Origin of the sequence: Deinococcus sedimenti, from assembly GCF_014648135.1 — a bacterium.
Taxonomy (GTDB): domain Bacteria; phylum Deinococcota; class Deinococci; order Deinococcales; family Deinococcaceae; genus Deinococcus; species Deinococcus sedimenti.
On sequence record NZ_BMQN01000002.1, the window covers coordinates 333,229 to 357,859 of the forward strand.

25 protein-coding genes are annotated in these 24,631 nt (G+C 69.7%); 16 read left to right on the plus strand and 9 right to left on the minus strand.

Features of this window, described 5'->3' with window-relative positions; genetic code table 11:
- Positions 1-4: 4 nt before the first annotated feature.
- The 5 genes from IEY69_RS08350 to IEY69_RS08370 all read right to left on the minus strand — a co-directional run bounded on the left by IEY69_RS08350 (position 5) and on the right by IEY69_RS08370 (position 5,223).
- Positions 5-1,711: a helix-hairpin-helix domain-containing protein gene (locus IEY69_RS08350; RefSeq protein ID WP_189072668.1), complete on the minus strand. Its 1,707-nt coding sequence runs from the start codon at positions 1,709-1,711 to the stop codon at positions 5-7.
- A gap of 104 nt (positions 1,712-1,815) precedes the next feature.
- On the minus strand, positions 1,816-2,601 hold the full coding sequence (locus tag IEY69_RS08355) for a histidinol-phosphatase (RefSeq protein WP_189072669.1): 786 nt from the start codon (positions 2,599-2,601) through the stop codon (positions 1,816-1,818).
- 25 nt (positions 2,602-2,626) lie between these two features.
- A complete protein-coding gene (locus IEY69_RS08360) occupies positions 2,627-3,220 on the minus strand; it encodes a hypothetical protein (RefSeq protein WP_189072670.1) in 594 nt (197 codons plus the stop codon).
- 49 nt (positions 3,221-3,269) lie between these two features.
- The gene (locus IEY69_RS08365) at positions 3,270-4,262 is read right to left on the minus strand and encodes an MBL fold metallo-hydrolase (protein ID WP_189072671.1); all 993 of its coding nucleotides are present in this window, start codon (positions 4,260-4,262) and stop codon (positions 3,270-3,272) included.
- 76 nt (positions 4,263-4,338) lie between these two features.
- On the minus strand, positions 4,339-5,223 hold the full coding sequence (locus IEY69_RS08370) for an EamA family transporter (RefSeq protein WP_444542399.1): 885 nt from the start codon (positions 5,221-5,223) through the stop codon (positions 4,339-4,341).
- Between the two features lie 190 nt (positions 5,224-5,413).
- On the opposite strand from IEY69_RS08370, the gene IEY69_RS08375 reads away from it, so the two are divergent.
- From IEY69_RS08375 to IEY69_RS08410, 8 genes are all read left to right on the plus strand, one after another.
- Positions 5,414-7,411, plus strand: a complete 1,998-nt coding sequence (locus tag IEY69_RS08375) for a M14 family zinc carboxypeptidase (protein WP_189072673.1) — start codon at positions 5,414-5,416, stop codon at positions 7,409-7,411.
- Between the two features lie 327 nt (positions 7,412-7,738).
- On the plus strand, positions 7,739-8,662 hold the full coding sequence (gene argF, locus IEY69_RS08380; protein ID WP_189072858.1) for an ornithine carbamoyltransferase: 924 nt from the start codon (positions 7,739-7,741) through the stop codon (positions 8,660-8,662).
- A gap of 134 nt (positions 8,663-8,796) precedes the next feature.
- A complete protein-coding gene (locus tag IEY69_RS08385) occupies positions 8,797-9,447 on the plus strand; it encodes an SIMPL domain-containing protein (protein WP_189072674.1) in 651 nt (216 codons plus the stop codon).
- A gap of 7 nt (positions 9,448-9,454) precedes the next feature.
- The gene (locus IEY69_RS08390; RefSeq protein WP_189072675.1) at positions 9,455-9,973 is read left to right on the plus strand and encodes a GNAT family N-acetyltransferase; all 519 of its coding nucleotides are present in this window, start codon (positions 9,455-9,457) and stop codon (positions 9,971-9,973) included.
- A complete protein-coding gene (locus tag IEY69_RS08395; RefSeq protein ID WP_189072676.1) occupies positions 9,970-10,482 on the plus strand; it encodes an NUDIX hydrolase in 513 nt (170 codons plus the stop codon). The genes IEY69_RS08390 and IEY69_RS08395 overlap by 4 nt, the downstream gene beginning before the upstream one ends.
- Positions 10,475-10,801, plus strand: coding sequence for a hypothetical protein (locus tag IEY69_RS08400; protein ID WP_189072677.1), 327 nt, complete (start codon positions 10,475-10,477; stop codon positions 10,799-10,801). Before IEY69_RS08395 ends, IEY69_RS08400 begins: the two co-directional genes overlap by 8 nt.
- Positions 10,798-11,721 carry an N-acetyl-gamma-glutamyl-phosphate reductase gene (gene argC, locus IEY69_RS08405; protein WP_189072678.1) on the plus strand — a complete coding sequence of 308 codons (924 nt, stop codon included), beginning with the start codon at positions 10,798-10,800 and terminating at the stop codon, positions 11,719-11,721. Before IEY69_RS08400 ends, argC begins: the two co-directional genes overlap by 4 nt.
- 1 nt (position 11,722) lies before the next feature.
- Positions 11,723-12,559, plus strand: coding sequence for a shikimate 5-dehydrogenase (locus IEY69_RS08410; RefSeq protein WP_229783762.1), 837 nt, complete (start codon positions 11,723-11,725; stop codon positions 12,557-12,559).
- 57 nt (positions 12,560-12,616) lie between these two features.
- Here the strand turns inward: IEY69_RS08410 and IEY69_RS08415 are convergent, their stop codons facing one another.
- The 3 genes from IEY69_RS08415 to IEY69_RS08425 all read right to left on the minus strand — a co-directional run bounded on the left by IEY69_RS08415 (position 12,617) and on the right by IEY69_RS08425 (position 15,652).
- The gene (locus tag IEY69_RS08415) at positions 12,617-13,384 is read right to left on the minus strand and encodes a segregation and condensation protein A (RefSeq protein ID WP_229783763.1); all 768 of its coding nucleotides are present in this window, start codon (positions 13,382-13,384) and stop codon (positions 12,617-12,619) included.
- Between the two features lie 25 nt (positions 13,385-13,409).
- A complete protein-coding gene (gene trpS / locus IEY69_RS08420; protein ID WP_189072679.1) occupies positions 13,410-14,408 on the minus strand; it encodes a tryptophan--tRNA ligase in 999 nt (332 codons plus the stop codon).
- Between the two features lie 242 nt (positions 14,409-14,650).
- Complete coding sequence (locus IEY69_RS08425) at positions 14,651-15,652, minus strand: LacI family DNA-binding transcriptional regulator (protein WP_174368203.1); 1,002 nt, start codon at positions 15,650-15,652, stop codon at positions 14,651-14,653.
- Positions 15,653-15,810: 158 nt separating this feature from the next.
- Between IEY69_RS08425 and IEY69_RS08430 the strand changes: the two genes are divergently transcribed.
- The 6 genes from IEY69_RS08430 (at position 15,811) to IEY69_RS08455 (ending at position 21,345) form a co-directional block, all read left to right on the plus strand.
- On the plus strand, positions 15,811-16,341 hold the full coding sequence (locus IEY69_RS08430; protein WP_189072680.1) for a copper chaperone PCu(A)C: 531 nt from the start codon (positions 15,811-15,813) through the stop codon (positions 16,339-16,341).
- A gap of 13 nt (positions 16,342-16,354) precedes the next feature.
- Positions 16,355-17,065, plus strand: coding sequence for an SCO family protein (locus IEY69_RS08435; RefSeq protein WP_189072681.1), 711 nt, complete (start codon positions 16,355-16,357; stop codon positions 17,063-17,065).
- Entirely contained in the window at positions 17,062-17,907 is an 846-nt protein-coding gene (locus tag IEY69_RS08440; protein ID WP_189072682.1) for a cytochrome c oxidase assembly protein, read from the plus strand. Before IEY69_RS08435 ends, IEY69_RS08440 begins: the two co-directional genes overlap by 4 nt.
- A 442-nt stretch (positions 17,908-18,349) precedes the next feature.
- Entirely contained in the window at positions 18,350-19,615 is a 1,266-nt protein-coding gene (locus tag IEY69_RS08445) for an NAD(P)/FAD-dependent oxidoreductase (protein WP_189072683.1), read from the plus strand.
- A 5-nt stretch (positions 19,616-19,620) separates the two neighbouring features.
- Positions 19,621-20,238 carry a VOC family protein gene (locus IEY69_RS08450; RefSeq protein WP_373291011.1) on the plus strand — a complete coding sequence of 206 codons (618 nt, stop codon included), beginning with the start codon at positions 19,621-19,623 and terminating at the stop codon, positions 20,236-20,238.
- A gap of 66 nt (positions 20,239-20,304) precedes the next feature.
- Positions 20,305-21,345 carry a branched-chain amino acid aminotransferase gene (locus IEY69_RS08455; protein ID WP_189072685.1) on the plus strand — a complete coding sequence of 347 codons (1,041 nt, stop codon included), beginning with the start codon at positions 20,305-20,307 and terminating at the stop codon, positions 21,343-21,345.
- A gap of 50 nt (positions 21,346-21,395) precedes the next feature.
- Here IEY69_RS08455 and IEY69_RS08460 read toward each other — a convergent pair whose 3' ends face one another.
- The gene (locus tag IEY69_RS08460) at positions 21,396-22,202 is read right to left on the minus strand and encodes a hypothetical protein (protein WP_189072686.1); all 807 of its coding nucleotides are present in this window, start codon (positions 22,200-22,202) and stop codon (positions 21,396-21,398) included.
- A 128-nt stretch (positions 22,203-22,330) separates the two neighbouring features.
- Between IEY69_RS08460 and IEY69_RS08465 the strand changes: the two genes are divergently transcribed.
- Positions 22,331-24,226 carry a 1,4-alpha-glucan branching enzyme gene (locus IEY69_RS08465; RefSeq protein ID WP_189072687.1) on the plus strand — a complete coding sequence of 632 codons (1,896 nt, stop codon included), beginning with the start codon at positions 22,331-22,333 and terminating at the stop codon, positions 24,224-24,226.
- Between the two features lie 95 nt (positions 24,227-24,321).
- On the plus strand, positions 24,322-24,618 hold the full coding sequence (locus IEY69_RS08470) for a hypothetical protein (protein ID WP_229783766.1): 297 nt from the start codon (positions 24,322-24,324) through the stop codon (positions 24,616-24,618).
- The last annotated feature ends 13 nt before the right edge of the window (positions 24,619-24,631 follow it).

Sequence of the window (24,631 nt, forward strand, 5' to 3'; positions counted from 1 at the left end):
CGGGTTATGACCGCCCCGCCCGCTGCGCCTGTACGAAGGCCAGGAACGCGTCGCGGTCCAGGGTGTTGATGACGTGGGCGGGGGTGAGTCCGGCCTTGCGGGCGACCATGACGCCGTAGCGGGCGTCGGCGAGTCCGGCGGGGACGTGCGCGTCGGTGTTGATGGCGAACTTCACGCGGTCCCGCCACTGCAGGGCCACGCGCCAGTCGAGGTCCAGGCGGTACGCGTTCGCGTTGATCTCGACGACGGTGCCCCGCTCGGCGCAGGCGGCCATCACGGCGTCCAGATCCAGCGCGTAGCCGGGGCGGCGCAGCAGCAGGCGGCCCGTGGGGTGCCCCAGGATCGTCACGAGGGGGTGGCGGGCAGCCTGCACCAGCCGTTCGGTCTGCCGTTCGGCGGGCAGCGTGAAGAGGCTGTGGACGCTGGCGACCACGTAATCCAGTTCGGCCAGGACGTCGTCCGGGTAGTCGAGGCTGCCATCTTCGAGGATGTCCACCTCGGCGCCCGCCACGAGCGGCACGCCTGCCGCCTGTAACTCGCGGATCTCCTTCAGTTGCGCCTGGAGGCGTTCGATACTCAGGCCGTTCGCGTAGTGTGCGGCGCGCGAGTGATCCCCGGTCCCCAGGAAGGCGTGCCCCAGCCGCACCGCCGCGGCGGCCATGTCCGCGATGCTCGCCGCGCCGTCCGACCACGTCGAGTGCGTGTGCAGCATCCCGCGCAGGTCCGAGACGGTCACCAGTTCATCCGGGTGGGGGAGGGCCTCCCACACGCCGTCATGTTCCGGCTCGCGGTACTCGGCGGGCCGCAGCGGCAGGTCCAGGGCTCGCATCACGTCCGCCTCGGTGGGCGTGTCCAGCACCTCGCCGCCGCGCATCAGGCCGTGCCCGCTCAGGTCGAAGCCCCGTTCGGTCGCCTCGGCACGCAGCGCCTCGCGGTACGCCGTGCCGCCCCCCATCATCAGGTCCAGCGCGCCCCGCACGCCCTCACGCGGCGCGAACGCCACCTCGACCGGCACGCCATCCACCCGCCCCGCGAACAGCGGTTTCTTCCCGACGCGTTCCAAGCCCTCCACCACGCCCGCCAGCCGCGCCGTCACCACGTCCGGGTCGGCGGTGACGGTCACACGCGCCACCCGCACCGTATCCAGCCCCCGGCGCACATCCCCCGCCACGCGCGCCTCCAGCCCATCCAGCACGCGGCACAACCCCTCCGCCACCTCAGTGGCCGTACTCAGGTGCTGCCGCTCCTGCGCGCTCAGCGCGAACTCCACCGCTGCCAGGAACGACGCCGCACTCTTCGCCCCGAACCCCTTCAGCGCCGCCACCCGCCCATCCCGGCACGCCTCCCGCAGCCCCTCCAGCGAATCGATCCCCGCGTCCCACAGCGCCCGGATCTTCTTCGGCCCCAGACCACGCACCCGGAACAGACTCAGTACGCCCGCCGGAATCAGACTCGCGGCATCCTCCAGCGGCCCGAACACCCCCGACTCCACGAACCCCACCAGATCCAGCGCAATCGCCTTCCCCACCTTCGGCACGCCCGCAAAGCCCCGCGCCACCAGTGCCTCCACCTCATCCGCCGACGCCTCCAGGCTGCGCGCCGCACTCCGGAACGCCTGCGCCCGGAACGGATCATCCCCCACACCCAGCAGATCCAGCAGATCCGCCGTCGTCTTCAGCACCCCCGCCAGGGACTTCTTCGTGACATCCATACGCCCAGACTAGCGGGCTGCTGGCTCTGAGCCAGAGCCTCCGCGTGAACCCCTCAGTCCGCTGCGCGGCCAGCTCCCCTCAAGGGGAGCCAGGAGGTCAGGCGTTATCCGTGCCGCACGCGTCCCTGGTACGTGACGATCCGTCCGCCGACGTCGTGAATCTGCTTGATGGCGTCCGTGAAGCGGTGCCCGACCTCCTCGGGTTTGTGCGCGTCGCTGCCGAGGACGAAGGGAATGCCGCGTTCGGCGGCGGCGCGCGTCAGGTCGGGGGCGGGGTACGCCTCCGCGATGGGTTTGCGCCACCCGGCGGTGTTGAAGTCCAGGGCGAGGCCGCGTTCGGCGATGACGTCCAGGGCGTGCAGCGCGGCGTACCCGTCCGGGTCGCGGTGCCCGAATTTCTTGGGCAGGTCCAGGTGCCCGATGGAGTCGAACAGGCCACTCTTCGCGGCACCCTCGGCCAGCGCGTAGTAGTCACGGTGCAGGCCGCCCAGGTCGCGGCTGTCGTACTCGGCGATGAATTCCGGGTTGTCGAAACCCCACGCGCCGATGTAGTGGATGCTGCCGATCACGTAATCCCACGGGTGCGCGCTCAGCACCTCCTCCACGTACCGCTCCGTGCCGGGGTGAAAGTCCGCCTCCAGGCCCAGCCGGATCTCCAGCAGCCCCGCGAACTCCGCCTGGGCCTCCTGCACGTCCTGCACGTACTGCGCCAGCTGGTCGCGGCGCATCCGCCACGGCGCGTCGTACCACGCGGGCATCGGCATGTGGTCCGTGAAGCAGATGCCCGCCAGTCCGGCGTCCAGCGCCGCCTGCGCGTACTCGCGTGGGGTGCCGGTGGCGTGCCCGCACAGGGGCGTGTGCATGTGCGAATCGAACAGCGGGGCAGTCATGCCCACAGGGTACGGCAGGGCGCGATCAGCGGGCGTGACAGGTCACGAACCGCAGGGTGACCTCCAGCATGCCCGCGAGCAGTCCGCCCACCAGCACGTTTCTCACCAGTTCCGTCGGGGAGACCGGGGTCAGAGCGGGCAACAACACGGTGCCGAGCTGCGCGGCCCGCACCGCCCATGTCCAGCGCCTCAGGGCCGCTGGGGCGGGGGTGTTTGTCTCGGCGGCGGTCTGGACAGGAGAGAACCACCACGCGGCGGCAAGCACGCCCAGCGAATTCAGTCCTGTGCCGAGCCGTTCCCCCGGTGCCTCGCTTGCCGCGAGCAGCGCGTACAGGACGCCCCCCACGTTCAGGACGAGCAGCACCCAGCGCCAGACGCGGAGAGCCTGGGTGCGTGCGGCGGGCTGCTCGGCCGCCTCGACAGAGACCATCCAGCGGGTCAGGTTCGCTGTCAGCCAGATCAGCGGGACCATGAACAGAAGAGCCACGATGGGCGCGGTGGGAGGCGCCCCGGTCGGTGCGATGGTCAGCGCGAACTGCACGCCCAGCAGCGTCCACAGCCACCGGCCGGTCTGCCGCGCGGCCGGGGCAGGTGATCTTTGGCGGTCCTGAATGGTCACCCAGGCAGGATAGGGGAGAAGTCATCCCGGCGCGGGTGAACCTGCGCCCTTACGCGTCCAGCCAGCCGTCCGGGAAGGGTGCGTTGGGGTGGATGGCCTGCGCGGCGTGCAGCATGACGGCCCAGTCCTCGGGGCGGTAGCGGCGGGACAGGTGCAGCAGCGTCAGCGCGGGCACCCCAGCCGCGTGGGCGAGGGCGGCGACCTGCGTGACGGTGGTGTGTTCGTGCCGCGTGGCGAGTTCCTGGTCGGCGGGGGCGTACTGCGCCTCGGCGTACAGCATCTGCACGTCACGCAGCAGCGGCGCGAGGCGGGCGTGCTGCGCGGCGTCCAGCAGGAAGTCCGTGAGGTACGCGACGCTGTCCCCGGCCTCCCGGTCCAGCAGGGCCGCGCGGAGGTTGTCCGCGTCGTGCGGTTGGCCGTTCACGTCAATCTGTCCGGTCACGCCGCTTTTCAGGGCGGCCAGCCAGGGGCCGGGACGCAGCCCCAGACCTGTCAGGGCGGCAGTGTTCACGCGCGCCCGGTCGGGTTCGCGCAGGATGAAGCCCAGGCTGCGCCCGTGGTGCTCCAGTGGGACGGCCTGCACGGTGACTTCCGGGGTAGTGAGGATCGTGCCGTCGTGCGCCCGGGTGCCCGCGTCATGCGCCACGGCGAAGGTCTCGTGCGCCTCAAACCGGAAGGCCTGCACGTACGTGTCGTGCACGTCATGCACCACCCACTGCCCGCGCAGCTCGGGCGCGTGGTTCCACCAGAATCCCTGGAAGCGGTGCCCGAGGATGCGGGCCGTGCCGGGCGGGCCCCAGGCGTGCGTGGGTGCGGGGCGGTCGAAGGTCGCGCGGAAGAAGTCGTCGAAGCCGCCCACGTGATCCATGTGCAGGTGCGACAGCAGCAGGTGGTCGGTGGCCTGCACCTCCGCGAACGGCAGCGCGTCCAGCACGCGCGCGCCGCAGTCCAGCAGCAGTCGCGTCTGCCCCTGCCCGCTGTCCGCCACGACCCACAGCGCGTTGTCCTCTGCCGGTCGGCCCAGCACCTGTGACCTCAACATCCGCCCAGTGTGCCGCGCCGCGCGGGCCGGACGCATACGCCGACTGGCTTGCAGGTGCCGACGGGGAGATCCAGGGTCAGCTGGTGGGTGGCGGGCGGGGCCGCCACCAGCGACCGCCGAACACGTGCAGGGTCAGGCCCGCGAAGACCAGCAGCGCGCCGATGGCCTTGCCGGGCGGGAACGCCTCCTGGTAGGCCAGGGCGCTGGCGATCAGGCCGAACACCGGCACCATCAGCGACAGGGGCGCCACGCGCGCGGCGCCGTGCCGCTGGATCAGGACGGACCACAGCCCGAACCCCAGCACGGTGTTCCCGACGCCCATGTACAGGATCGCCGCCCAGAACCCCCAGCCCCTGTGCGTCAGGGTGTGGCCCACGGCGTCCCACCCGCCGGTCAGGCCCGCCAGCAGCGTCAGCGGGATGGGGGGGATCAGGGCGCTCCAGACGACCAGGGACAGCATGTTCGCGCCGCCCGAGGCCCGCACCACGAGGTTGCTGCCCGCCCAGCCCAGCGCGGCCAGCAGCGTCAGGATCAGGCTGACCAGGGGGAGGTCCCCGCCGGATAGCGCGCCGATGACGGCCATGCCGCCGAACGCGGCCGTCATCCCGGCGGCCTGCCAGGGCTGGATGCGTTCCCCGAGGAGACGGGCGGCCAGGATCGCGGTGAAGAACGCCTGCATCTGCATGAGCAGCGAGCCCAGGCCCGCGCTCATGCCCAGCTGGATGGCGAGGTACAGCAGGCCGAACTGCACGACGCCCACCAGCAGCCCGTAGCCCCACAGCAGCCGCGCGGGCAGCTGCGGGCGAGGGACGAAGAACACGGCGGGCAGCGCGGCCACCGCGAAGCGCAGCGCGGCCACCAGCAGCGGGGGGGCCTCCGCGACACTCCACTTGATCACGATGAAGTTCACGCCCCAGATACCTGTGATGAGCAGGGCCAGCAGCAGCGCGCGGGCGTTCAGGGGAGGCAGGGGCGCGTGGGCGCTCATTGGGCGGGAGTGTACGCCCGATTCGGCCACTGCGTTCGCATATCCGGGACAGTGGAACTTTCGCTTGCGCGACAGGGGGGTGTTACAGTAGCGCAGCACCATACAACCCAGGCCAGCACCTGCCGGAGCCCACCCGGACGGGTACTTCGCCGCTGGAGGATCCATGCATAAAGGTCTGTCCGTCTCCCTGCTCAGCGCCGCCCTGCTCCTCGCATCCTGCTCGCAGACCCCCACCGCACCCCAGGCCGCCCCCGCGACCGGCACCGGCACGCTGGTCGCCACCGCCGACGAGTGCAGCACCTTCCAGCAGTACCCGGTCGTCGTGTCCCGCATCGACTTCAAGACCCAGCGCGACTGGCTGGACATCGTCAAGACCTTCGAACCCGTCGGCGGCGGCCTGGAAGACGGCTACGTGCTCCTCGACGTCGGGCAGGCGGACTTCGAGCGGCTGCGCGTGACCGGCATGACCCGCGGCTGGACCGTGAAGATCGACCGCGCCGAGACCGAACGTCACAGCGCCTCCCTGAAGAACCCCCTGGGTGCCCTGAGCATCAGCGGCTACAGCTGCTACCGCACCGTCGAGGAAACCTACGCCAGCGCGCAGGGCCTCGCCACGCAGTACCCGAACCTCGCCAGCTGGAGCAGCATCGGGTCCTCCTGGCTGAAGAGCAAGGGACGCGGCGGGTACGACATGAACGTCCTGAAACTCACGAACAAGAGCACCACGGGCACCAAACCCCGCCTGCTCATCACGGCGTCCATCCACGCGCGCGAGTACACCCCCGCCGAACTCAGCACCCGCTTCGCGGAGTACCTGCTCGCCAACTACGGCAAGGACGCCGACGTCACCTGGATGCTCGACACGCAGGAAGTCTGGCTGGTCCTCCAGAGCAACCCGGACGGCCGCAAGAAAGCCGAGGCCGGCGCGTCATGGCGCAAGAACGTGAACGACACGCAGGCGTGCAGCAACGGCCTGTACGGCGTGGACCTGAACCGCAACTTCAACTACGCCTGGGGCACCGGCGGGTCCAGCGCCGACCCCTGCAACGAGACGTACAAGGGCACCGCCGCCGCCAGCGAAATCGAGACGCAGAACCTCCAGAACCTCATCCGGGCGGCGTTCGCGGACAACCGCGGCCCGGCCCGCACCGACGCCGCACCCAACACGACCAGCGGCATCTACATGGACATCCACAGCTATTCCCAGCTGGTCCTGTGGCCCTGGGGGGACACCACCACCGTCGCCCCCAACGGCACGCAGATGCAGAGCCTGGGCCGTAAATTTGCGTACTTCAACGGCTACACCCCGGAACAGAGCGTCGGGCTGTACCCCACCAGCGGCACCACCGACGACTTCGCGTACGGCGAACTGGGTGTCCCCGCGTACACCATCGAACTGGGCACCGCGTTCTTCGAGTCGTGCAGCACCTTCACCGGCACCACCCTGCCCAAGAACCAGGCGGCCCTTCTGTACGCCCTGCGCGTCGCCCGCCAGCCGTACACCATGGGCAGCGGCCCGGACAGCGTCACCCTGAACGCACCCGCCAGCGTCGCCACGGGCGCCAGCTTCACCCTGAGCGCCAGCGCCACGAACACCCGCTTCAACACCAGCAACGGCGCCGAACCCACCCGCACGATTACCAGCGCGGAGTACTTCATCGACACGCCCCCCTGGGCCGGCGGGACCGCCCGGGCCATGACCGCTGCGGACGGCACGTTCAACGCTGCCACCGAGAGCGTGCAGGCCAGCGTGTCCACCACCGGCCTCAGCGCCGGGAAGCACACCGTGTACGTCCGCGCGAAGAACAACAACGGCACCTACGGCCCGGTGTCCGCGCTGTTCGTCACGGTCGGCGCGACCACCGGCACGACCACCACGTACACCGGCACGCTCGCCGCCGCCGGGAACGCCTACCAGACGTCTGCCAGCGGCTTCACGTACGCGGGCGGCACCCTGAAAGGCAACCTGACCGGCCCCACCGGCACCGACTACGACCTGTACCTGCAGAAACTCTCCGGCACCACCTGGACGCAGGTCGCCGCCAGCGAGGGCAGCACCAGCACCGAGGCCATCAACTACGCCGCCGCGAGCGGCACATACCGCTGGCGCGTGTACGCCTACAGCGGCAGCGGCAGCTACAGCCTGACGGAAACGAAGTAAGGGAGTGGGTTGTGGGCCGTGGGCTGTAGGACCAGCGCTGTTCTCCCACAACCGACACCCCACATCCCACACCCCCCTTCTGCATGTCCAGTCATCCGGAATGCATATTCATGCGTGACCCGCGTGGGGTGATCCTGCGCCAACCGGAAGCGGGTATACTCCTCGCCTATGACGAAAGTCGCCCGCTCGCAGAAAACCCAGGCCAAGGCCAGCGCCGCCCCGAAGAACACCGGAGCGGCGCGCAAGGCTGCCACGAAAAAAGATGCAACCCCTGCGCCGGTCACCGCGCCCGTGCTGCTCACCCCAGCCACTCTCCCGAAACCTGTCATGGCCGGGCGGGACTTCCTGAGCAACCTCGACATGACCGCCGCCGAACTGCGCGCCGTCATGGACACCGCCCACTCCATGAAACGCGGCGAGTGGCGCGCCGTGAAACCCCTGGCGGGCCTCAGCATCGCGCTGGTGTTCGAGAAGGCCAGCCTGCGCACCCGCACCACCTTCGACGTCGGCATGTACCAGCTCGGCGGGCACGCCATCACCCTCAGCAACACCGAGATCGGCCTCGGCACCCGCGAACGCGTCAGTGACGTCGCCCGCAACCTGGAACGCTGGGTGGACGCCGTCATGGGCCGCGTGTACCTCCAGCAGACCCTCCAGGAACTCGCGCAGCACGCCAGCATCCCCGTCATCAACGGTCTGAGCGACATGCTGCACCCCGCGCAACTCCTCGCCGACTACCAGACCATCGAGGAAGAATTCGGCACCGACCTGCGCGGCCGCCGCGTCGTGTACATCGGCGACGGGAACAACCTCGCCAACAGCCACATCCACATGGGCATCCTGACCGGCACCGACGTCACCGTCGTCACCCCCGTCGGCTACGAACCCAACGCCGGAGTCCTCATGGACGCCGTCCGCGCCGGAGTCAACATCACCCTCACGAACGACCTCGCGGCCGTGCAGGGCGCCGACGTCCTGTACACCGACGTGTGGATCAGCATGGGCCAGGAAGCCGAAGCCGACATCCGCCGCCGCGCCTTCCAGGGCTACCAGGTCACCCCCGAGATGCTCGACACCATCGCGCCCGACGGCATCTTCCTGCACTGCCTGCCCGCCCACTACGGCGAGGAAACCGTCCCCGAAGCCACCGAACACCCCAAGAGCCGCGTCTTCGACCAGGCCGAAAACCGCCTCCACGCGCAGAAAGCCCTGATGTACCACCTCATGGGCGACCTCAAACCGCGCTGGTAAACCGGATTTTGTCTTGAGCCTATCCTCGCACGGAACGCCTCCGCGCACTAGACCCTGAAAAGGGGCGTTCCAGACGAGGAAAACGCTGATTACACTGGCGCTCCTGTCCAGACCGGACAGCGCAGGAGGTCAGCATGGCAGAGTACGCAATCATCGAGCGGCCCGTCGGCGTCAGTGTGTTCGGTTCATCCCTGAAGCGCGTACCACCCGACCGGGCCGTGCTGAACTTCGCAGTGCGACACACCGATCCGGACGCGAAACAGGCCTACGCCAGAACGCAGGCAGACATGCTGACCATCGCCGCGCATCTGAACGGAGAGTCCAGCATGACCTACGGTCAGAGCGGCATCGAACTGTACCTGTGTGAGCGGTCCCGGCGGGACGAGTCCAGTCCAGCTCCATACGAGGCGCGTGTGAACTTCGAGGTTCACCTGACCGACCTGGCCCGCCTCGAACATCTCATGACCGATCTGGTGGCGCTGCACGTCCATCACTTCACGTCCACACGGTTCACGACCTCCCGCCTGCGCGACATCCGGCAACAGGTCCGCCGCGAAGCCGTGAAGGCCGCGACGGAAAAGGCCATGCTGTACGTCGAGGAAACCGGTGTCTCACTGGGCCGCCTGCTGCACATTCAGGACCTCAACCCGGATCAGTTGAAACGCCACAGCGGCCACACCCCCGCACCCATCCTCGACGATCTGCTGGTCACGCCGGATATATCCCTGCATCCCAACTCCGTCACGGTCGGCGCGGCCGTCACCCTCGTCTACGCCCTGACCTGAGGTCCCCATGACCATCCTGCACACTTCCCGTCTGACCCTCCGGCCCCTGACGCCGGACGACCTGCCACGCGTGCTGGCGTACCGGAACGACCCGGAGGTCGCCCGGTATCAGGGCTGGCCGCTGCCCGCCACGCCGGACAGTGTGGCGGGGCCCGTGTCGGACGCGCCGCTGGGGGCGCCCGGCTGGGTGCAGCGTGCCGTCACCCTGACCAGTGGTGAACTGGTGGGGGACGTGGGCCTGAACACGCAGGGGCCGCAGGCGGAACTCGGCGTGACGCTCGCCCGCAGCGCGCAGGGGCACGGGTACGCCCGCGAGGCCCTGCACGCCCTCGTCACCCACGCGTTCGCGGACCTGGGCCTGCACCGCGTCCACGCCAGCATCGACCCGCGCAACACGGCGGTCGCAGGCCTGCTGACCCGTCTGGGCTTCCGGCACGAGGGGACCAGCCTCCAGAGTTACCGGCACCGGGGCGAGTGGACCGACGACGCCCTGTACGCCGTCCTGGCCGCCGAGTGGACCGCGTGACCGGGATCGCGGAGTGGCTGGACGTCGTGAACGAGCACGACGAGGTCATCGGTCAGGCTACCCGCGAGGATGCCTACGCGCGCGGCCTGACCGTCCGCGTCATCAACGCCTTCCTGATCAACCGCGCGGGCCAGTTGTGGATTCCGCGCCGCACCGCGCACAAACGCCTGTTCCCCGGCTGCCTCGACATGAGCGTCGGCGGACACGTCGAGCGCGGCGAAACCTACGAGCAGGCGTTCCGGCGCGAGACGCAGGAGGAACTGAACCTGAACGTGGACGACCTCCCCTGGCAGCAGATCGCCGCACTCGGACCGCGCGACGGCCTGAGTGCTTTCATGCACGTGTACGAACTGCGCCGCGACGACCCGCCTACCTTCAACCCGGACGATTTCAGCAGCGCGCAGTGGTTCACGTCCGCCGAACTCATCCTGCGCATCGAACAGGGCGACCCCGCCAAGGGCGACCTGAAGCGCCTCGTACAGCTGTGCTACGGAGTGGGCCATGCGTGACGCGCCGTTCCTGCTCGCCCGCCTCCATTTGCCGGAGGAGCGGACGACGTCGTTCATCTACCGGCGATTCGAGGACAACGTGGGCGCGATGGACGGCAGCGTCTTCAGCTTCCAGCGCACCGGAGAGCCGGTGAACGCGTACGCGTGGTGGGAGAACCATGACCCGGAGGTGATCGGGCGAGGCGGGCACGGCGTGATCCGCATCATGCCCATGACCCCGGACCTCTGGACGCACCTGAAGCCCGGAACGTCCCTGGCTATGACTCATGAACGCCTGCACGCGCAGGTCACTCAGTCTCTGATGGAGAATCAAGCATGACAGTCCCCAAGGTATTTATCGACGGTGAGGCCGGAACGACGGGCCTGCAGATCCGCTCCCGGCTGGAGGGCCGGGCGGATATCGAGTTGCTGAGCATCGACCCGGCGCGGCGGAAAGATGCGGACGCGCGGGCGGAGTTGCTGAACGCGGCGGACGTGTCGATCCTGTGCCTGCATGACGACGCGGCGCGCGAGGCGGTCACGTTGACGACGAACCCGGCCGCGCGGCTACTGGATGCGAGCACGGCGCACCGGGTGAATCCGGCGTGGGTGTTCGGCTTCCCGGAGTTGAACGCGGGGCAGGCGGACGCGATCCGCGCGGCGCGCTTCGTGGCGAACCCCGGCTGTTACAGCACCGGGGCGATCTCGCTGCTGGCCCCGCTGACGGCCGCGGGCCTGATCCCGGCGAACTTCCCGGTCAGCATCCAGGGGTACAGCGGCTACACGGGTGGGGGCCGGGCGCTGGTGGACGCGCACGAGAAGGGTGAGGCTCATCCGATGAAGGGCGCGTTCCTGAGTTACGCGCTGGGGCTGGGGCACAAGCACATCCCCGAGACGATGCGGTACGGGGGCCTGAGCCGCACGCCGATCTTCACGCCGAACGTGGGCGCGTGGGCGCAGGGCATGACCGTGACCATCCCGCTGCACCTGCAAGAGCTGGGTACCACGCCGGACGCGCTGCACGCGGCACTGAAGGGTCACTACGCCGGGCAGCGGTTCGTGCGGGTGTTCGAGATGAGTGCCAACCCGGAGGTGCTGGACCCGCAGACCCTGAACGGCACGAACGACCTGGAGCTGTTCGTGTACCCGTCCACGGACGGCGAGCGGGCGCTGCTGGTCGCGCGGCTGGACAACCTCGGGAAGGGCGCGGGCGGCGCGGCGGTGCAGAACCTGAACCTCATGCTGGGTCTGGAGGGCTGAGGTGGCGTCCGGCGCGAGCAAGCTGGACATCAATCGGGGCACGACACTCTGCATGAGCGTGTCGGCCCGTCCGAGCAACTTCGGGACACGCTTTCACAATCACCTGTACGCGGCGCTGGGCCTGGATTTCGTGTACAAGGCCTTCGGCGTGCAGGACATCACGGGGGTGGTGGCGGGCATCCGGGCGCTGGGCGTGCGGGGCTGCGCGGTCAGCATGCCGTTCAAGGAGGCGGTGATTCCGCTGCTGGACGAACTGGACGCCTCGGCGGCGGCCATCGGGTCGGTGAACACCATCGTAAACACGGACGGCTACCTGAAGGCGTTCAATACGGATTACACCGCCATTCAGCTGCTGATCGAGCGGCACGCGCTGAACCGGGACGCACGGGTGGTCCTGCGCGGCAGTGGCGGCATGGGGAAGGCCGTGGCGAGCGCCCTGCGGGACGCGGGCTTCACGCGTGGCGTGATCGTCGCCCGCAACGAGGCCGCCGGGCGGGCACTGGCGGCGCGCTGCGGCTGGGACTGGCACCCCACGACGCCCGACGTGCAGGGCGGCGACCTGCTCGTGAATGTCACGCCGATCGGCATGACGGGCGGCGCGGAAGAGCACGACCTGGCCTTCACGCCTGACGCCATCGCGCGGGCGGGCACGGTGTTCGACGTGGTCGCCCTCCCCAGCGAGACGCCCCTGATCATGGAGGCCCGGCGGCAGGGCAAACCCGTCGTGACCGGGCTGGAGGTCGTGGCGTTGCAGGCGCTGGAGCAGTTCGTGCTGTACACGGGTGTGCGCCCCTCGGACGAGCAGGTTCAGGCGGCCGTCGAGTTCGCACGGACCTGACTCGCAGGAAAGACGTGGGGAGAGGCCGGTGCGACCTCTCTCCCAGTTCATCGGCGGTCAGTCCTGCGGCAGGTGGGACTGGACCTGAATGTCGCCGTACGTGTCGGTCTGCTCGACGCTGAAGTTTCCTTCCTTCACGCCTTCGAGCAGCGCGGCGAAGTAGGTGGTCTGTTCACCCCAGTCCTGGGTGGGAATGCCGCGGAAGGTGAAGGTGCGCAGGCGGCGGCCGAAGGCGCGCAGCGCGCCCAGCGCGTCGGCCAGCGAGAGGCGCTCGCGGGCCAGGAGGGGCACCTCGACCTGCCGGACGGCGTTCTGCGCGGCCTTCACGAGTTTCGCGAGGCTGCCCTGCGGGTTGCGGGGCCGTTCACGGCGCGGGAGGTTCACGGGGACGGCGCGGGCGGGAATCAGGCCCTCGCGTTCGCGGCGGCGCGCGGCCAGGAACCCCACCAGCGCGTCCAGTTCGGCCAGGGCCTCCACGCCCTCCAGTACGTCGTCCAGCGGCTCGAACCAGTCACCGCCCGCCTCCGGCTCGTCGGGTTCGGGTTGCGGCAGCAGCAATCGGGCCTTCAGCGCGATGACGGCGGCCAGGGTGGGCAGCAGGTCCGGGTGCGCGTCATTCAGTGGGCCGCCGGTGACCGCCTGCGCCCACGCGAGCACGTCGCGCGTGAGGGGCAGCAGGGGCACCTCGCCCGGCTGGACGCGTCCCGTGCGCAGCGCGGAGGCCAGTTCCGCCAGGGTGCCGCTGAACGCGGGGAGCGCCACGCTGAAGCCCACCCCGGCCGGGGGCGGCGGGGGGGGAGTGGGCAGCGCGGGCGCGGCGATCACGGCAGGGGGCTACGGTCGGCGGGGCTTACAGGGTCAGGAAGCCGACTTTCTCGCGGACTTCCGCCATGATCGGCTGCGCGATCGCGCGGGCCTCGCGCGCCCCCTGCGCCAGGGCGTCACGCACGAAGTCCGGGTCGGCCTTCAGCGTCTCGGCCCGCTCCTGGATGGGCGTCAGGTGCGCCGTGATGCCGGTCATCAGCTGCTTCTTGCAGTCGATGCAGCCGATCCCGGCGCTGCGGCACCCGGCGTCCACGGTCTGGATGGTGTCCAGGTCGCTGAACAGCTTGTGGTAGTCGAAGATCAGGCACTTGGCGGGGTCGCCGGGGTCGGTGCGGCGCACACGGGCCGGGTCGGTGGGCGCCACGCGCAGCTTCTGCCAGATGGAATCGAGGGGCTCCAGGATGCCGATGGTGCTCGTCTCGCCCTTGCTCTTGCCCATCTTGCCGTTGCCGTCCACGCCGGGAATCCGCAGCGCGTCCCGGTTGTACACGGCTTTGGGTTCGGGAAACGTCTCGCCGAACGCATGGTTGAACTTCCGGGCGATCTCGCGCGTCAGTTCGATGTGCTGCGTCTGGTCCTCCCCGACGGGCACGGTGTCGGCCTTGTACAGCAGGATGTCGGCGGCCATCAGCGTCGGGTACATCAGCAGGCCCGCCGGGACGCTCTCGAGCTGCGCGGACTTGTCCTTGTACTGCGTCATGCGTTCCAGCTCGCCGACCGGCGTCAGGGTCGTGAAGATCCACGACAGTTCCTGATGCTCGGGCACGTGCGACTGCACGAAGAACGTGACCTTGCTGGGGTCGAGACCCACCGCGAAGTTCGCGACGGCCATCTCGAAGGTCCGCTGCGCGAGCAGTTTCGGGTCGGACGCGGCGGGGTTGGTGATGGCGTGCAGGTCCACCACGCAGTAGAGGCTGTTCTTCCCGAACTCCTCGCCCAGCCGCACGTAGTTGCGCATGGCCCCGAAGTAGTTCCCGATGTGCGGTTCACCTGTGGGCTGAATCCCTGAAAAGACGCGCGGCATAACCCGGAGATTCTAGCGGTGTTCAGAGGGGGTGGAGGGTGGTGTGCCCGGAACCACCCTGAACCGAGCGAAGCGAGAAGCCGGTCAGGACAGCGGCCCTGTGTGCAGGTGATGGGGGCGGGGTTCACCCATCACCGGAACGCAGGACCGCTGGGGAGCATGCAGGATGGCTCAAACAGGGCGAGTGGACCGCAGGCAACCGCCCACGACCCACTCCCCACTGCCCACAACCCACTTCCCCCTTACGCGCTGCCGCGGATGATCAGGCGGGGTTCGAAGCGGCGGGCGCGGGCGGGGCCTTTGTAGCCGTTCAGGCGTGACAGCAGGAGCTGCGCGGCTTCGTAGCCCATGCTCTCGACGGGCTGGTGCAGGGTGGTCAGGCCGCGTTCGGCGGCCCATGGCTGGTCGTCGAAGCCGATCACGCGGACGTCCTGCCCGATCTTCAGGCCGCGCAGGCGGACCTCGTCCAGCAGCGCGCCGGCGAGCATGTCGGCGGACGCGAACACGGTGCAGGGCAGTCCGGCCTCCTGCGCCTGGTCGAGGACGGTGGCGGCGGTGTTGCGCGCGGCGAGGGAATCGAAGGAGCTGGTGTACTCGGCTTTCACGGTGCGTCCGGCGGTGTCCAGGGCGCTCATGAAGCCGCTGCGGCGGTCCTCGAACACGCGGGTGGTGAACAGCTGGTCCAGTTCGGTCTCGACCCACACGGCGTACAGGTCGCCGCTGAACTGCGCGGCGTATTCGCCTGCCATGCGGCCGCCCGCGACGTTGTCCATGAACGAGGAGTCCACGTTGTCCGCGAAGGCGTCCACGAGTACGGTGGGTTGCTGGGTGCGCAGGCGCCGCTCGTGGAACATCTGCGTGAGGTTGTACGTCGCCATGACCAGCCCGTCCGCCTGATAGGCGAGTGTGTGCGAGCCCAGGTAGCGTTCCAGGCGCGAGCGGTCGAGCAGCGGGAAGATCGCGACGTCGTAGCGGGCTTCCTGGAAGGCGGTTTCCAGTCCGTCGAGGAGGCGGACGTAGAATTCGGTGGTCAGGACGGGCAGCAGGACGCTGATGGTGTAGCTGCGGCCGCCCGCGATGCGCCGGGCGTGCGGGTTGGGGGTGTATTCCAGGTCCGCGATGGCCTTGAGCACGCTCTCGCGCGTGGCGCCCTTGACGGCCACGTGATTGTTCAGCACCCGCGAGACGGTACCGACCCCGACTCCGGCGTGCCGGGCTACATCCTGAATGGTGGGTTTGCGCATGATATTGAAACCCAGGATACGCTTTTTTTGGAACGGGTTCCATGCCTTTCATGAGGGCCAGGAGCGGCAGGGTAGGGGAGGGACAATACCGCCCGGCACGCGCGCCTACACTGCACCCTGACGGTTGCCCCGCGCCGGGCACCCCTGAAGGAGCGACCATGACTGCACCCCGCCGCGCCGCCCCCCGACGGCCCCTGCTGATCGCCGCGCTGCTGATCCTCGCCGCCGCGCTGGCCGCTGGCCTGCTGCGCCCCCGGAGCGACACCGCGACCACCCCCGCGACCCAGACCGCCGCCCAGGCCACTCCCACACCGGCCAGCGGCAGCCTGCCCGCCACCGTCACGGATGCCCGTGTGGTCGCCGTGCCCCCCGGCATCCGCGAGACGAGCGTGTTCGCCACCCTCCGCGCCACCAGGGACGCGGACGTCCGCATCACGGGGGTGAGCAGCCCTGCCGCCGGGCGCGCCATGCTGATGGTCACCCGCACCCGGGACAACATGACCGGCATGACCATGACCGACAGCCTCACCCTCCCGGCGGACGGCACACTGAGCCTCAGCGACACCGGCGACCACGTCATGCTCATGAACCTGAAAGAACCCCTCCAGCCCGGGCAGACCATCCCCATCACCCTGACCGACGACCAGGGCCGCACCCTGACCATCCAGGCGCCCGTGATGAAACCATGACGGTGAACCCCCGATGACCAGCGAACCCGCCCCCAACTCCAAGACGATGAGCCCCGAGCAGATCAGCCCCGAGACGACCAGCGCGCCCCCCGCGCGGCCCTGGTACGTGTCCGCCATCCTGGCCGTCGCCGCCGTGACCCTGCTGCTGCTGGGCGCCTGGGGCGCCGCGCGGCTGCGCAGCCCCTACCCGTTCTTCGGCACCGCGTACCCGCAGGGCACCAATGCGACGGGCTTCACCGGCACCGTCAGCGACACCCCCACCGCCCCGCCCCGCGCGTTCACGTTCACGCCCGGACAGGGACAGGTCACCGCCGTGTTCTTCGGGTTCACGCACTGCGCCAGCATCTGCCCCCTGACCCTCTCGTACCTGAACAAGGTCCGCGATGCCCTGCCCGACGACCAGAAGGCCCGCTTCCGCATCCTGCTCGTCAGCGTCGACCCCGCCCGCGACACCCCAGGTCGCCTGAACGAGTACGCCTCGTACTTCGGCAAGGAAGGCGTCGGTGTGCACATCCCCGAACCGCAACTGGCGAAAGTCGCCCAGGCGTACGGCGTCGGTTACCAGAAGGCCGACGTCAAGGGCGCCGACTACCAGATCAACCACACCACCGCCACCTACCTCATCGACGCCCAGGGCCACCTGCGCGTCCTGTGGGACTACACCCAGCTCCCCCAGGTCGCCCGCGTCCAGGCGGACCTGCAACACGTCATGGAGACCCAATGAGCGCCACGCCCAGCACCCTCAACCCCACGCTGGCCGACCTCCTCAGCCCCAGCCCAGACCCCCTCTTCCTGATCCCCACCCTGCTCCTCGCCGCCGCGTACGCCTGGGGTTCCCTCCGCGCGCACCGCGAAGGACGCAGTCAGGACTGGCCCGCCTGGAAAGCCGCCCTGTTCGCCCTGGGCATCCTGCTGCTGCTCATCACCACCCAGAGCCGCGCCGCGACCCTCACCCAGAGCAGCATGGCCCTCTACATGACCCGCCTCATGCTCCTCGCCGAAGCCATCCCACCCCTCCTCATCCTCGGCCTACCCCGCCTGCGCCCCGACCCCCGGCGCGGCCCCGGGCGGGTCCTCAACCTCCTCCTCGACCCCTGGGTCGCCCTCGCCCTCTGGACCGCCGTCATCGTCTACTGGAACGTCCCCGCCGGCTTCAACGCCAGCATCGTCAGCAACACCGCCGCCCCCCTCCTCCCCGCCCTGTACCTCCTGAGCAGCCTGCTCGTCTGGAGCGTCATCCTCCGCCCCCTCCCCACCGTGCAACCCGCCGACATCGGCTCACGCGGCTGGTTCGGCCTCCTCGCCGCCCTCCCCATGATGGCCGTCGCCAGCGTCTGGCTCTACAGCCCCCGCGTCCTCTACACCCCCTACGTGAACGCCCTGTGCCTCTGGAACTACACCCCACTCCAGAACCAGCAGATCAGCGGCTGGATCATGATGCTCGCCGGACTCCCCGCCCTCGCCCTCGCGTTCATCCAGCTGTTCGCGTGGCTGATCAAACTGTCCGAAACGCAGGGCATGCCGCCCGCTCGGCCCACGGTCGAGACGCCGGACGCTGAGAACTGAAGTTCGACTGACGACCCCACCCCCCAGCCCCCTACCCCAGAGGGGCAGGGGGGGCTCACGTTGCACTGGGCAAGAGGTTCTACTCGTGCGTTATGCGGGTATCGAGCGGTGACGGGTCCGGCCTCGACGCCATCCTGCCGTGAAGGTGGAAGGCCCGGACGCTGCGCGTCCGACGGCTCGGGGTGATCTGCGGCGGCGGGCCGGGCAGGCAGGTGCGGGCGGCTGATCGACTCTGTCCTTTCTCCTCCCCCCTTGAGGGGGAGGCCGGGTGGGGGGTGGCGGGCCGCGCCCGCCCTCGCGGTTCCTCACAACCCACAGCCCATAGATCAGAGCCCCGCGCGCCCGCCCCCAGCCACCCACCCCACTCCCCACAACCCCCTCCCCCTTCACGGTCCGTCCATTCATTCAGTTGCGGTGGGTGGGGGCTTGTTAGCCTGCGCGCATGTATGACGTGGTGGTGGTGGGTGCGGGGTTGGCGGGTCTGACGGCGGCGCGGGTGTTGTCGCGGGCGGGGGAGCGGGTGCGGGTGCTGGAGGCGGCGCCGGAGGTGGGTGGGCGCGTGCGGTCGCGGTCGGTGGGTGGGTTCGTGCTGGACGCGGGGTATCAGGTGTTGTTCCCGGCGTACCCGGCGGTGCGGCGGCATGTGAATGTAGGGGCGCTGGACTTGGTGGCGATTCCGCCGGGCGCGGTGGTGGTGCGGGGTGCGAAGCGGGAGACGCTGGGGAGTCCGTTCGGGGATCTGGCGGCGTTGCCGGGGACGCTGGCGGCGCGGTCTCTGGGCGTGGCGGATAAGGCGCGGGTGGCGGCGCTGGCGCTGCGGTTGCGCGCACCCGCGCCGTTCGAGTTGCTGCGCGGGCCGGATGAGTCGACGGAGGGGTACCTGCGGCGGCAGGGGTTCAGTGAGGGGGCGTTGGATGCGTTCTTCCGGCCGTTCTTCGGGGGGATCTTCCTGGACCGCAGCCTGGGGACGAGTGCGCGGTTGTTCCGGTATTACTTCCGGATGCTGATGGACGGCGGCGCGGCGCTGCCCTGCGCGGGCATGGGGGCACTGACGGCGCAGTTGGCGGAGGGGCTGGAAGTCAGTGTGAACGTCTCCGTGCAGCGTCTGACGACGCATGCGGGGCACGTGACGGTGCACTCGGCGGCGGGGGAGCTGGAGGCGCGGCAGGTGATCGTGGCGACCGATCCGGGCACCGCGGTCCGGCTGACCGGCGCGGACGTGGCGCGCGGCAGCGTGAGCAGCACGTACCTGCACTACGCGAGTGCCGGGCAGATCGACCGGGAGGCGCGCCTGCTGCTGAACGCCGAGGAGGGTTTCATCAACAACGCCCACTGGCTCAGCAACGCCGTGCCGGGCCGCGCCCCGGCGGGCGGGCACCTGCTGACCGTGACGGTCCTGGGCGAACCGGACCTGGACGACGACGCGCTGGACGCCCGCGTGCGCGGCGAGCTGGGCCGCTGGTACTCACCGGCGCAGGTGCAGGCGTTGCGGACCTTGCTCGTGGAACGTATCCGGCACGCGCAGTACCCGCAGCCGCCCGAGTACGCCGCCGTGCTGCCCGGTCACGCGACGCCCCTGCCGGGCGTGATTATCGCCAGTGAGGCGACCGCCATGAGCGGCATTCAGGGCGCGATGGAAAGCGGTGAGAAGGCCGCTGCGATCGTCCTGAACGACCCGGTCGGCATGAGCCGCCCACGGGGCGGGTGAAGCCCGTGGCGGGCACCGGGGCGCGTCTGGATCATCTGGTGGTGGCAGCCCGTTCACTGCCGGAGGGGCGGGAGTGGTTGGAGGGTCGCCTGCGCGTGCCGCTCCAGCCGGGCGGCGAGCACGAGGTGTTCGGCACGCACAACCTGCTGCTGTCGCTGGGGCCGGACGCGTACCTGGAGGTGATCGCCGTGAATCCGGACGCGCCGCCGCCCGCGCGGGCGCGCTGGTTCGCGCTGGACACGCCGGGCATGCAGGAGCGGCTGTCGCACGGTCCGGCGCTGGTGCACTGGGTGGCGCAGGTGCCGCAGGTTCCGACCGGGCCGGACGCGCTCCCGCTGTCGCGCGGTGAGAACCGCTGGGTGCTGACCGTCCCGCCAGACGGTTCACTGCCGGGGGGCGGGGCCGCGCCGTCCCTGATTCACTGGTTGACGCCGCCGCCGCCCACGCGCCTGCCGGACGTGGGGGTGCGCCTGTCGGGCCTGCGGCTGGGTTCGCCCGAACCGGACGGGCTGCGCGCGGCAATGGACGCCCTGCGGTTCCACGGCGAGGTGGAGGTCGTGGAGGCCCCGCAGGTGGAACTGCACGCCACGCTGGATACGCCGCACGGGCCGGTGGAGCTGTAGGGGTGCCGTGGAGTCGCGTCCGGGAGTCTTGACCCCCACCGTGCGGGGTGCGCCACAATGGGCGTCATGAGCACCCAGACTGCCCGCCCGCCCGTGGATCTCGACTGGAACACGCTGGGATTCAGTTACGTCCGCACCGACGAGCGCTACCTGTCGCACTGGCGGGACGGCGCGTGGGACGCCGGGACGTTGACGCTGGACAACGTGCTGCACATCAGCGAGGGGTCAACGGCGCTGCACTACGGTCAGCAGTGCTTCGAGGGCCTGAAGGCGTACCGCGCGGCGGACGGCAGCATCAACCTCTTCCGCCCGGATCAGAACGCGGCGCGCATGCAGGCCAGCTGCCGCCGCCTCCTGATGCCGGAGGTCAGCACCGAGCAGTTCATCGAGGCGTGCCGTCAGGTCGTGCAGGCCAACGAGCGCTGGCTGCCCCCCTACGGCAGTGGCGGCGCGCTGTACCTGCGCCCGTACGTGATCGGCGTCGGCGACAACATCGGCGTGCGCAGCGCCCCGGAGTTCATCTTCGGCGTGTTTTGCATTCCCGTGGGCGCGTACTTCAAGGGGGGCCTGACGCCGCACAACTTCATGACCAGCGACTTCGACCGCGCCGCGCCGCACGGCACGGGCGCAGCGAAGGTCGGCGGGAACTACGCCGCGAGCCTGATGCCCGGCGCGCAGGCCAAGGAGCGGCACTTCGCGGACGCGATCTACCTCGACCCGGCGACCCACACGAAGATCGAGGAGGTCGGCGCGGCGAACTTCTTCGCCATCACGAATGACGGCGCGACGTTCATCACGCCGAAGTCGCCCAGCATCCTGCCCAGCATCACGAAGTACAGCCTGCTGTGGCTGGCCGAGCATCGCCTGGGCCTGAACGTCGTCGAGGGGGACGTGTTCATCGACCGCCTGGACGAGTACGCCGAGGCAGGCGCGTGCGGCACCGCGGCCGTCATCACGCCCATCGGCGGCATCCAGCACGGCGACACCTTCCACGTGTTCCACAGCGAGACCGAGGTCGGCCCGGTCACCCGCCGCCTGTACGACGAACTGGTCGGCATCCAGTCCGGCGACCGCGAGGCGCCCGAGGGCTGGATCGTCAAGGTGTAACGGCGTAGGACGCAGGAGGCGGCCCGCGCACCGCGAACCGCCTCTCGTGTTTACCGGGAGAGGTGGATGGGCGTGACGGTCGCGGCGGTCAGGCCCAGGGTGGCGTCGGCCTGGGTTTCGGCGGGCGTGTCGCCCCAAGCCTGCATGATCAGGTGCCGGGCGCCGCGTTCGCGGGCGGCGTCGCATGTGGCGCGCAGCAGGGCGTGACGCAGGGTGGTGTGGCGCAGCGCCGGGTGGACGCCGGGACTGCCGATGGTCAGCGTATCGCCGTCCAGCCACGCGCGGCAGACCCCGACGCCCTGCCCGGAGGCGTCCAGCGCGACGTGACCCACGGTGTCGTCCGACCCGTGCGCGCCGGGGATGAGGACGGCGTCGCCCACGAGCGTGTGGCCCAGCCGGTCGGCGTACGTGGCCTGCGCCTGCCGCCGGACGGTCCGGTCCGGCACGGCGGCCAGCGGGAGGATCCGGACCCCCTCTGGGATCGGGGCGTCCGGGGTGGGGAGGGAGCCACGCCAGTCGGTGAACTGACCCGCCTGCCGCCAGCCGAGCCTGCGCAGGGCCTCTCCGGGCAGCAGGGCGTCGTCCGCGTAGGCGCTCAGGAGCGTGCCGGACGCCGAGGCGGCCCGCAGGAGGGTCAGGGCGACCTGGGCCTGTCGGGGGCCGGGGTGGGCACCGCCCAGCACCTCCAGGTCCGCGCGGGGGGTGCGGCGCAGGGCGATCACGCCCGTCCCGTCCGCTGCCGTCCACGCGGAGACCAGCTGCGGCAGCAGGGGACGCAGGTCGTCCGCGCCGCAGCCCAGCAGGTCGGCCAGGGTCGGGAGAGCCAGGTCGGGCGGTGTGGGAGTGGCGGTCGTCACGGGGGCAGCATAGGGGGTGGGAACCGCCTGCCGCGGCGCAGATGAATGGTCCGGCTGGCCCTGAGCATTTCCTTCATGTTCAGTTCCGGTTCCGGTGGCCCCGGAGGGCCGCGGCTAGACTGACCTTCATGAATGAACCGCTTCCGCTGGATCACGGGCACCTGCAGAAACTGGTCACGGCGGACCTCGTGCGCCCGGACCACCTGCTGGGCGCGCATGTCGTCACCGAGAACGGCGTGCCGGGCGTGCGTTTCGGCGTGTGGGCACCCAACGCGCACCACGTGAGTGTCGTCGGGGACTTCAACGGGTACAACGGCTTCGACAACGCCCTGGAACGCCTGGATTTCGGGTACTGGGGAGCGTTCGTGCCGGCCGCCCGACACGGCCAGCGGTACAAGTTCCGTATCACCGGGCCCGACGGCCGCACCGAGGACAAGATGGACCCCTACGGCGCGTTCTTCGAGGTCCGGCCCGCCACGGCCAGCATCGTCTGGGATCAGCCGTTCAGCTGGTCGGACGACGGCTGGATGGCGCACCGCAGCGCAGGCTTTGAGCAGCCCGTCAGCATCTACGAGGTGCACCTGCCGTCCTGGGCGCGCCGTGAGGACGGCTGGTTCCTGAACTACCGCGAGCTCGCGCACCGCCTGGGTGAGTACGTGCAGTTCATGGGGTACACGCACGTGGAACTGCTGGGCGTCATGGAGCATCCCTTCGACGGCTCGTGGGGGTACCAGGTGACCGGGTACTACGCCCCGACCAGCCGCATGGGCAACCCCGAGGACTTCAAGTACCTCGTGAACCACCTGCACAGCCTGGGGATCGGCGTGCTGCTGGACTGGGTGCCGGGGCACTTCCCGACGGACAGTGCGGGCCTCGCGAACTTCGACGGCACGCCCCTGTTCGAGTACGCCGATCCCCGCAAGGGCTTCCATCAGGACTGGAACACGTTCATCTTCGACTACGGCCGCAACGAGGTCGTGATGTTCCTGATCGGCTCGGCGCTGAAGTGGCTGCAGGACTTCCACGTGGACGGCCTGCGCGTGGACGCCGTGGCCAGCATGCTGTACCTGGACTTCTCCCGCACCGAGTGGATCCCGAACGTCCACGGCGGCCGTGAGAACCTGGAAGCCATCGCGTTCCTCAAGCGCCTGAACGAGGTCGTGCACCACATGGCGCCGGGCTGCATGATCATCGCCGAGGAGAGCACCTCGTTCCCCGGCGTGACCACCCCGAGCCCGTTCGGGCTGGGCTTCGACTACAAGTGGGCGATGGGCTGGATGAACGACAACCTCGGGTACTTCGAGAAGGACCCCCTGTGGCGCAAGCATCACCATCATGCGCTGACGTTCTTCAACGTGTACCGCACCAGCGAGAACTATGTTCTTGCGATCAGTCACGACGAGGTCGTCCACCTGAAGAAGAGCATGGTCATGAAGCTGCCCGGCGACTGGTACGCGCAGCGCGCCGGGTACCGCGCGTTCCTGACCCTGATGTGGACCACGCCCGGCAAGAAACTGCTGTTCATGGGGCAGGAGTTCGCGCAGCCCACCGAATGGAACCATGACATCGGCCTGCCCTGGCACCTCGCGGATCACCCGGACCACCGGGGCGTGCTGAACCTCGTGCGGCGCCTGAACGGCCTGTACCGCACCCGCCCGGACTGGCACGTGGCGGACACCAAAGAAGAAGGCATGCTGTGGGTGAACGCGGACGACGTGGAGAACAGCGTGTACGCCTTTATTCGCCGCGATCCGCAGGGAGGCGCGTGGAGTCTCGTCGTGGCGAACCTGACCCCCGTGTACCGGGACCTGTATCCGATCGGCGTGCCACAGGGCGGCACCTACCGCGTCCTGCTGTCCACCGACGACGGGGAGTTCGGTGGGTTCGGCACCCAGCAGCCCGACCTGGACGCCAAGGACGAGGGCTGGCACGGGCAGACGCACCACCTGCGCCTGAACCTCGCGCCGAACAGCGTGCTGGTGCTGACTCCCACAGGTGAGACGATCGTCAGCGACACCCGCTGAATCACACGCGGCTGGGCCCGGGGAGCTGCAGGCCGGGCGAGGGTCACGGGTCGCCCAGGCAGCCGGGTGGGGTGGGGCGTGCTTGAATGCAGCGCGTGACCACTCCGCCCGATCCCCGTTCAGGGACGCCCCGCCCCCGTCCAGCTCCGGACGCCCTGACCGCCGTGAGTTTCCTGCTGCTGGCCCTCCTGGCCGCGCTGCTGCTCTGGCCTCTGCTGGCGGGAGGCGCCGCTCCCAGTCCATACCTCATTGGTGGGTTGCTGCTGGCCCGACTGGGTGTGCAGCTGCTTCGAGCCCGCCGTGATCCGCGGTTGCGCCGCCCGGTCAGCTGGGCGCTGGACCTGCTGATCATCGCGCTGATCTTCAACGTCGCCAGCCGACAACCAGCCTGAGAGCAGAATGCAC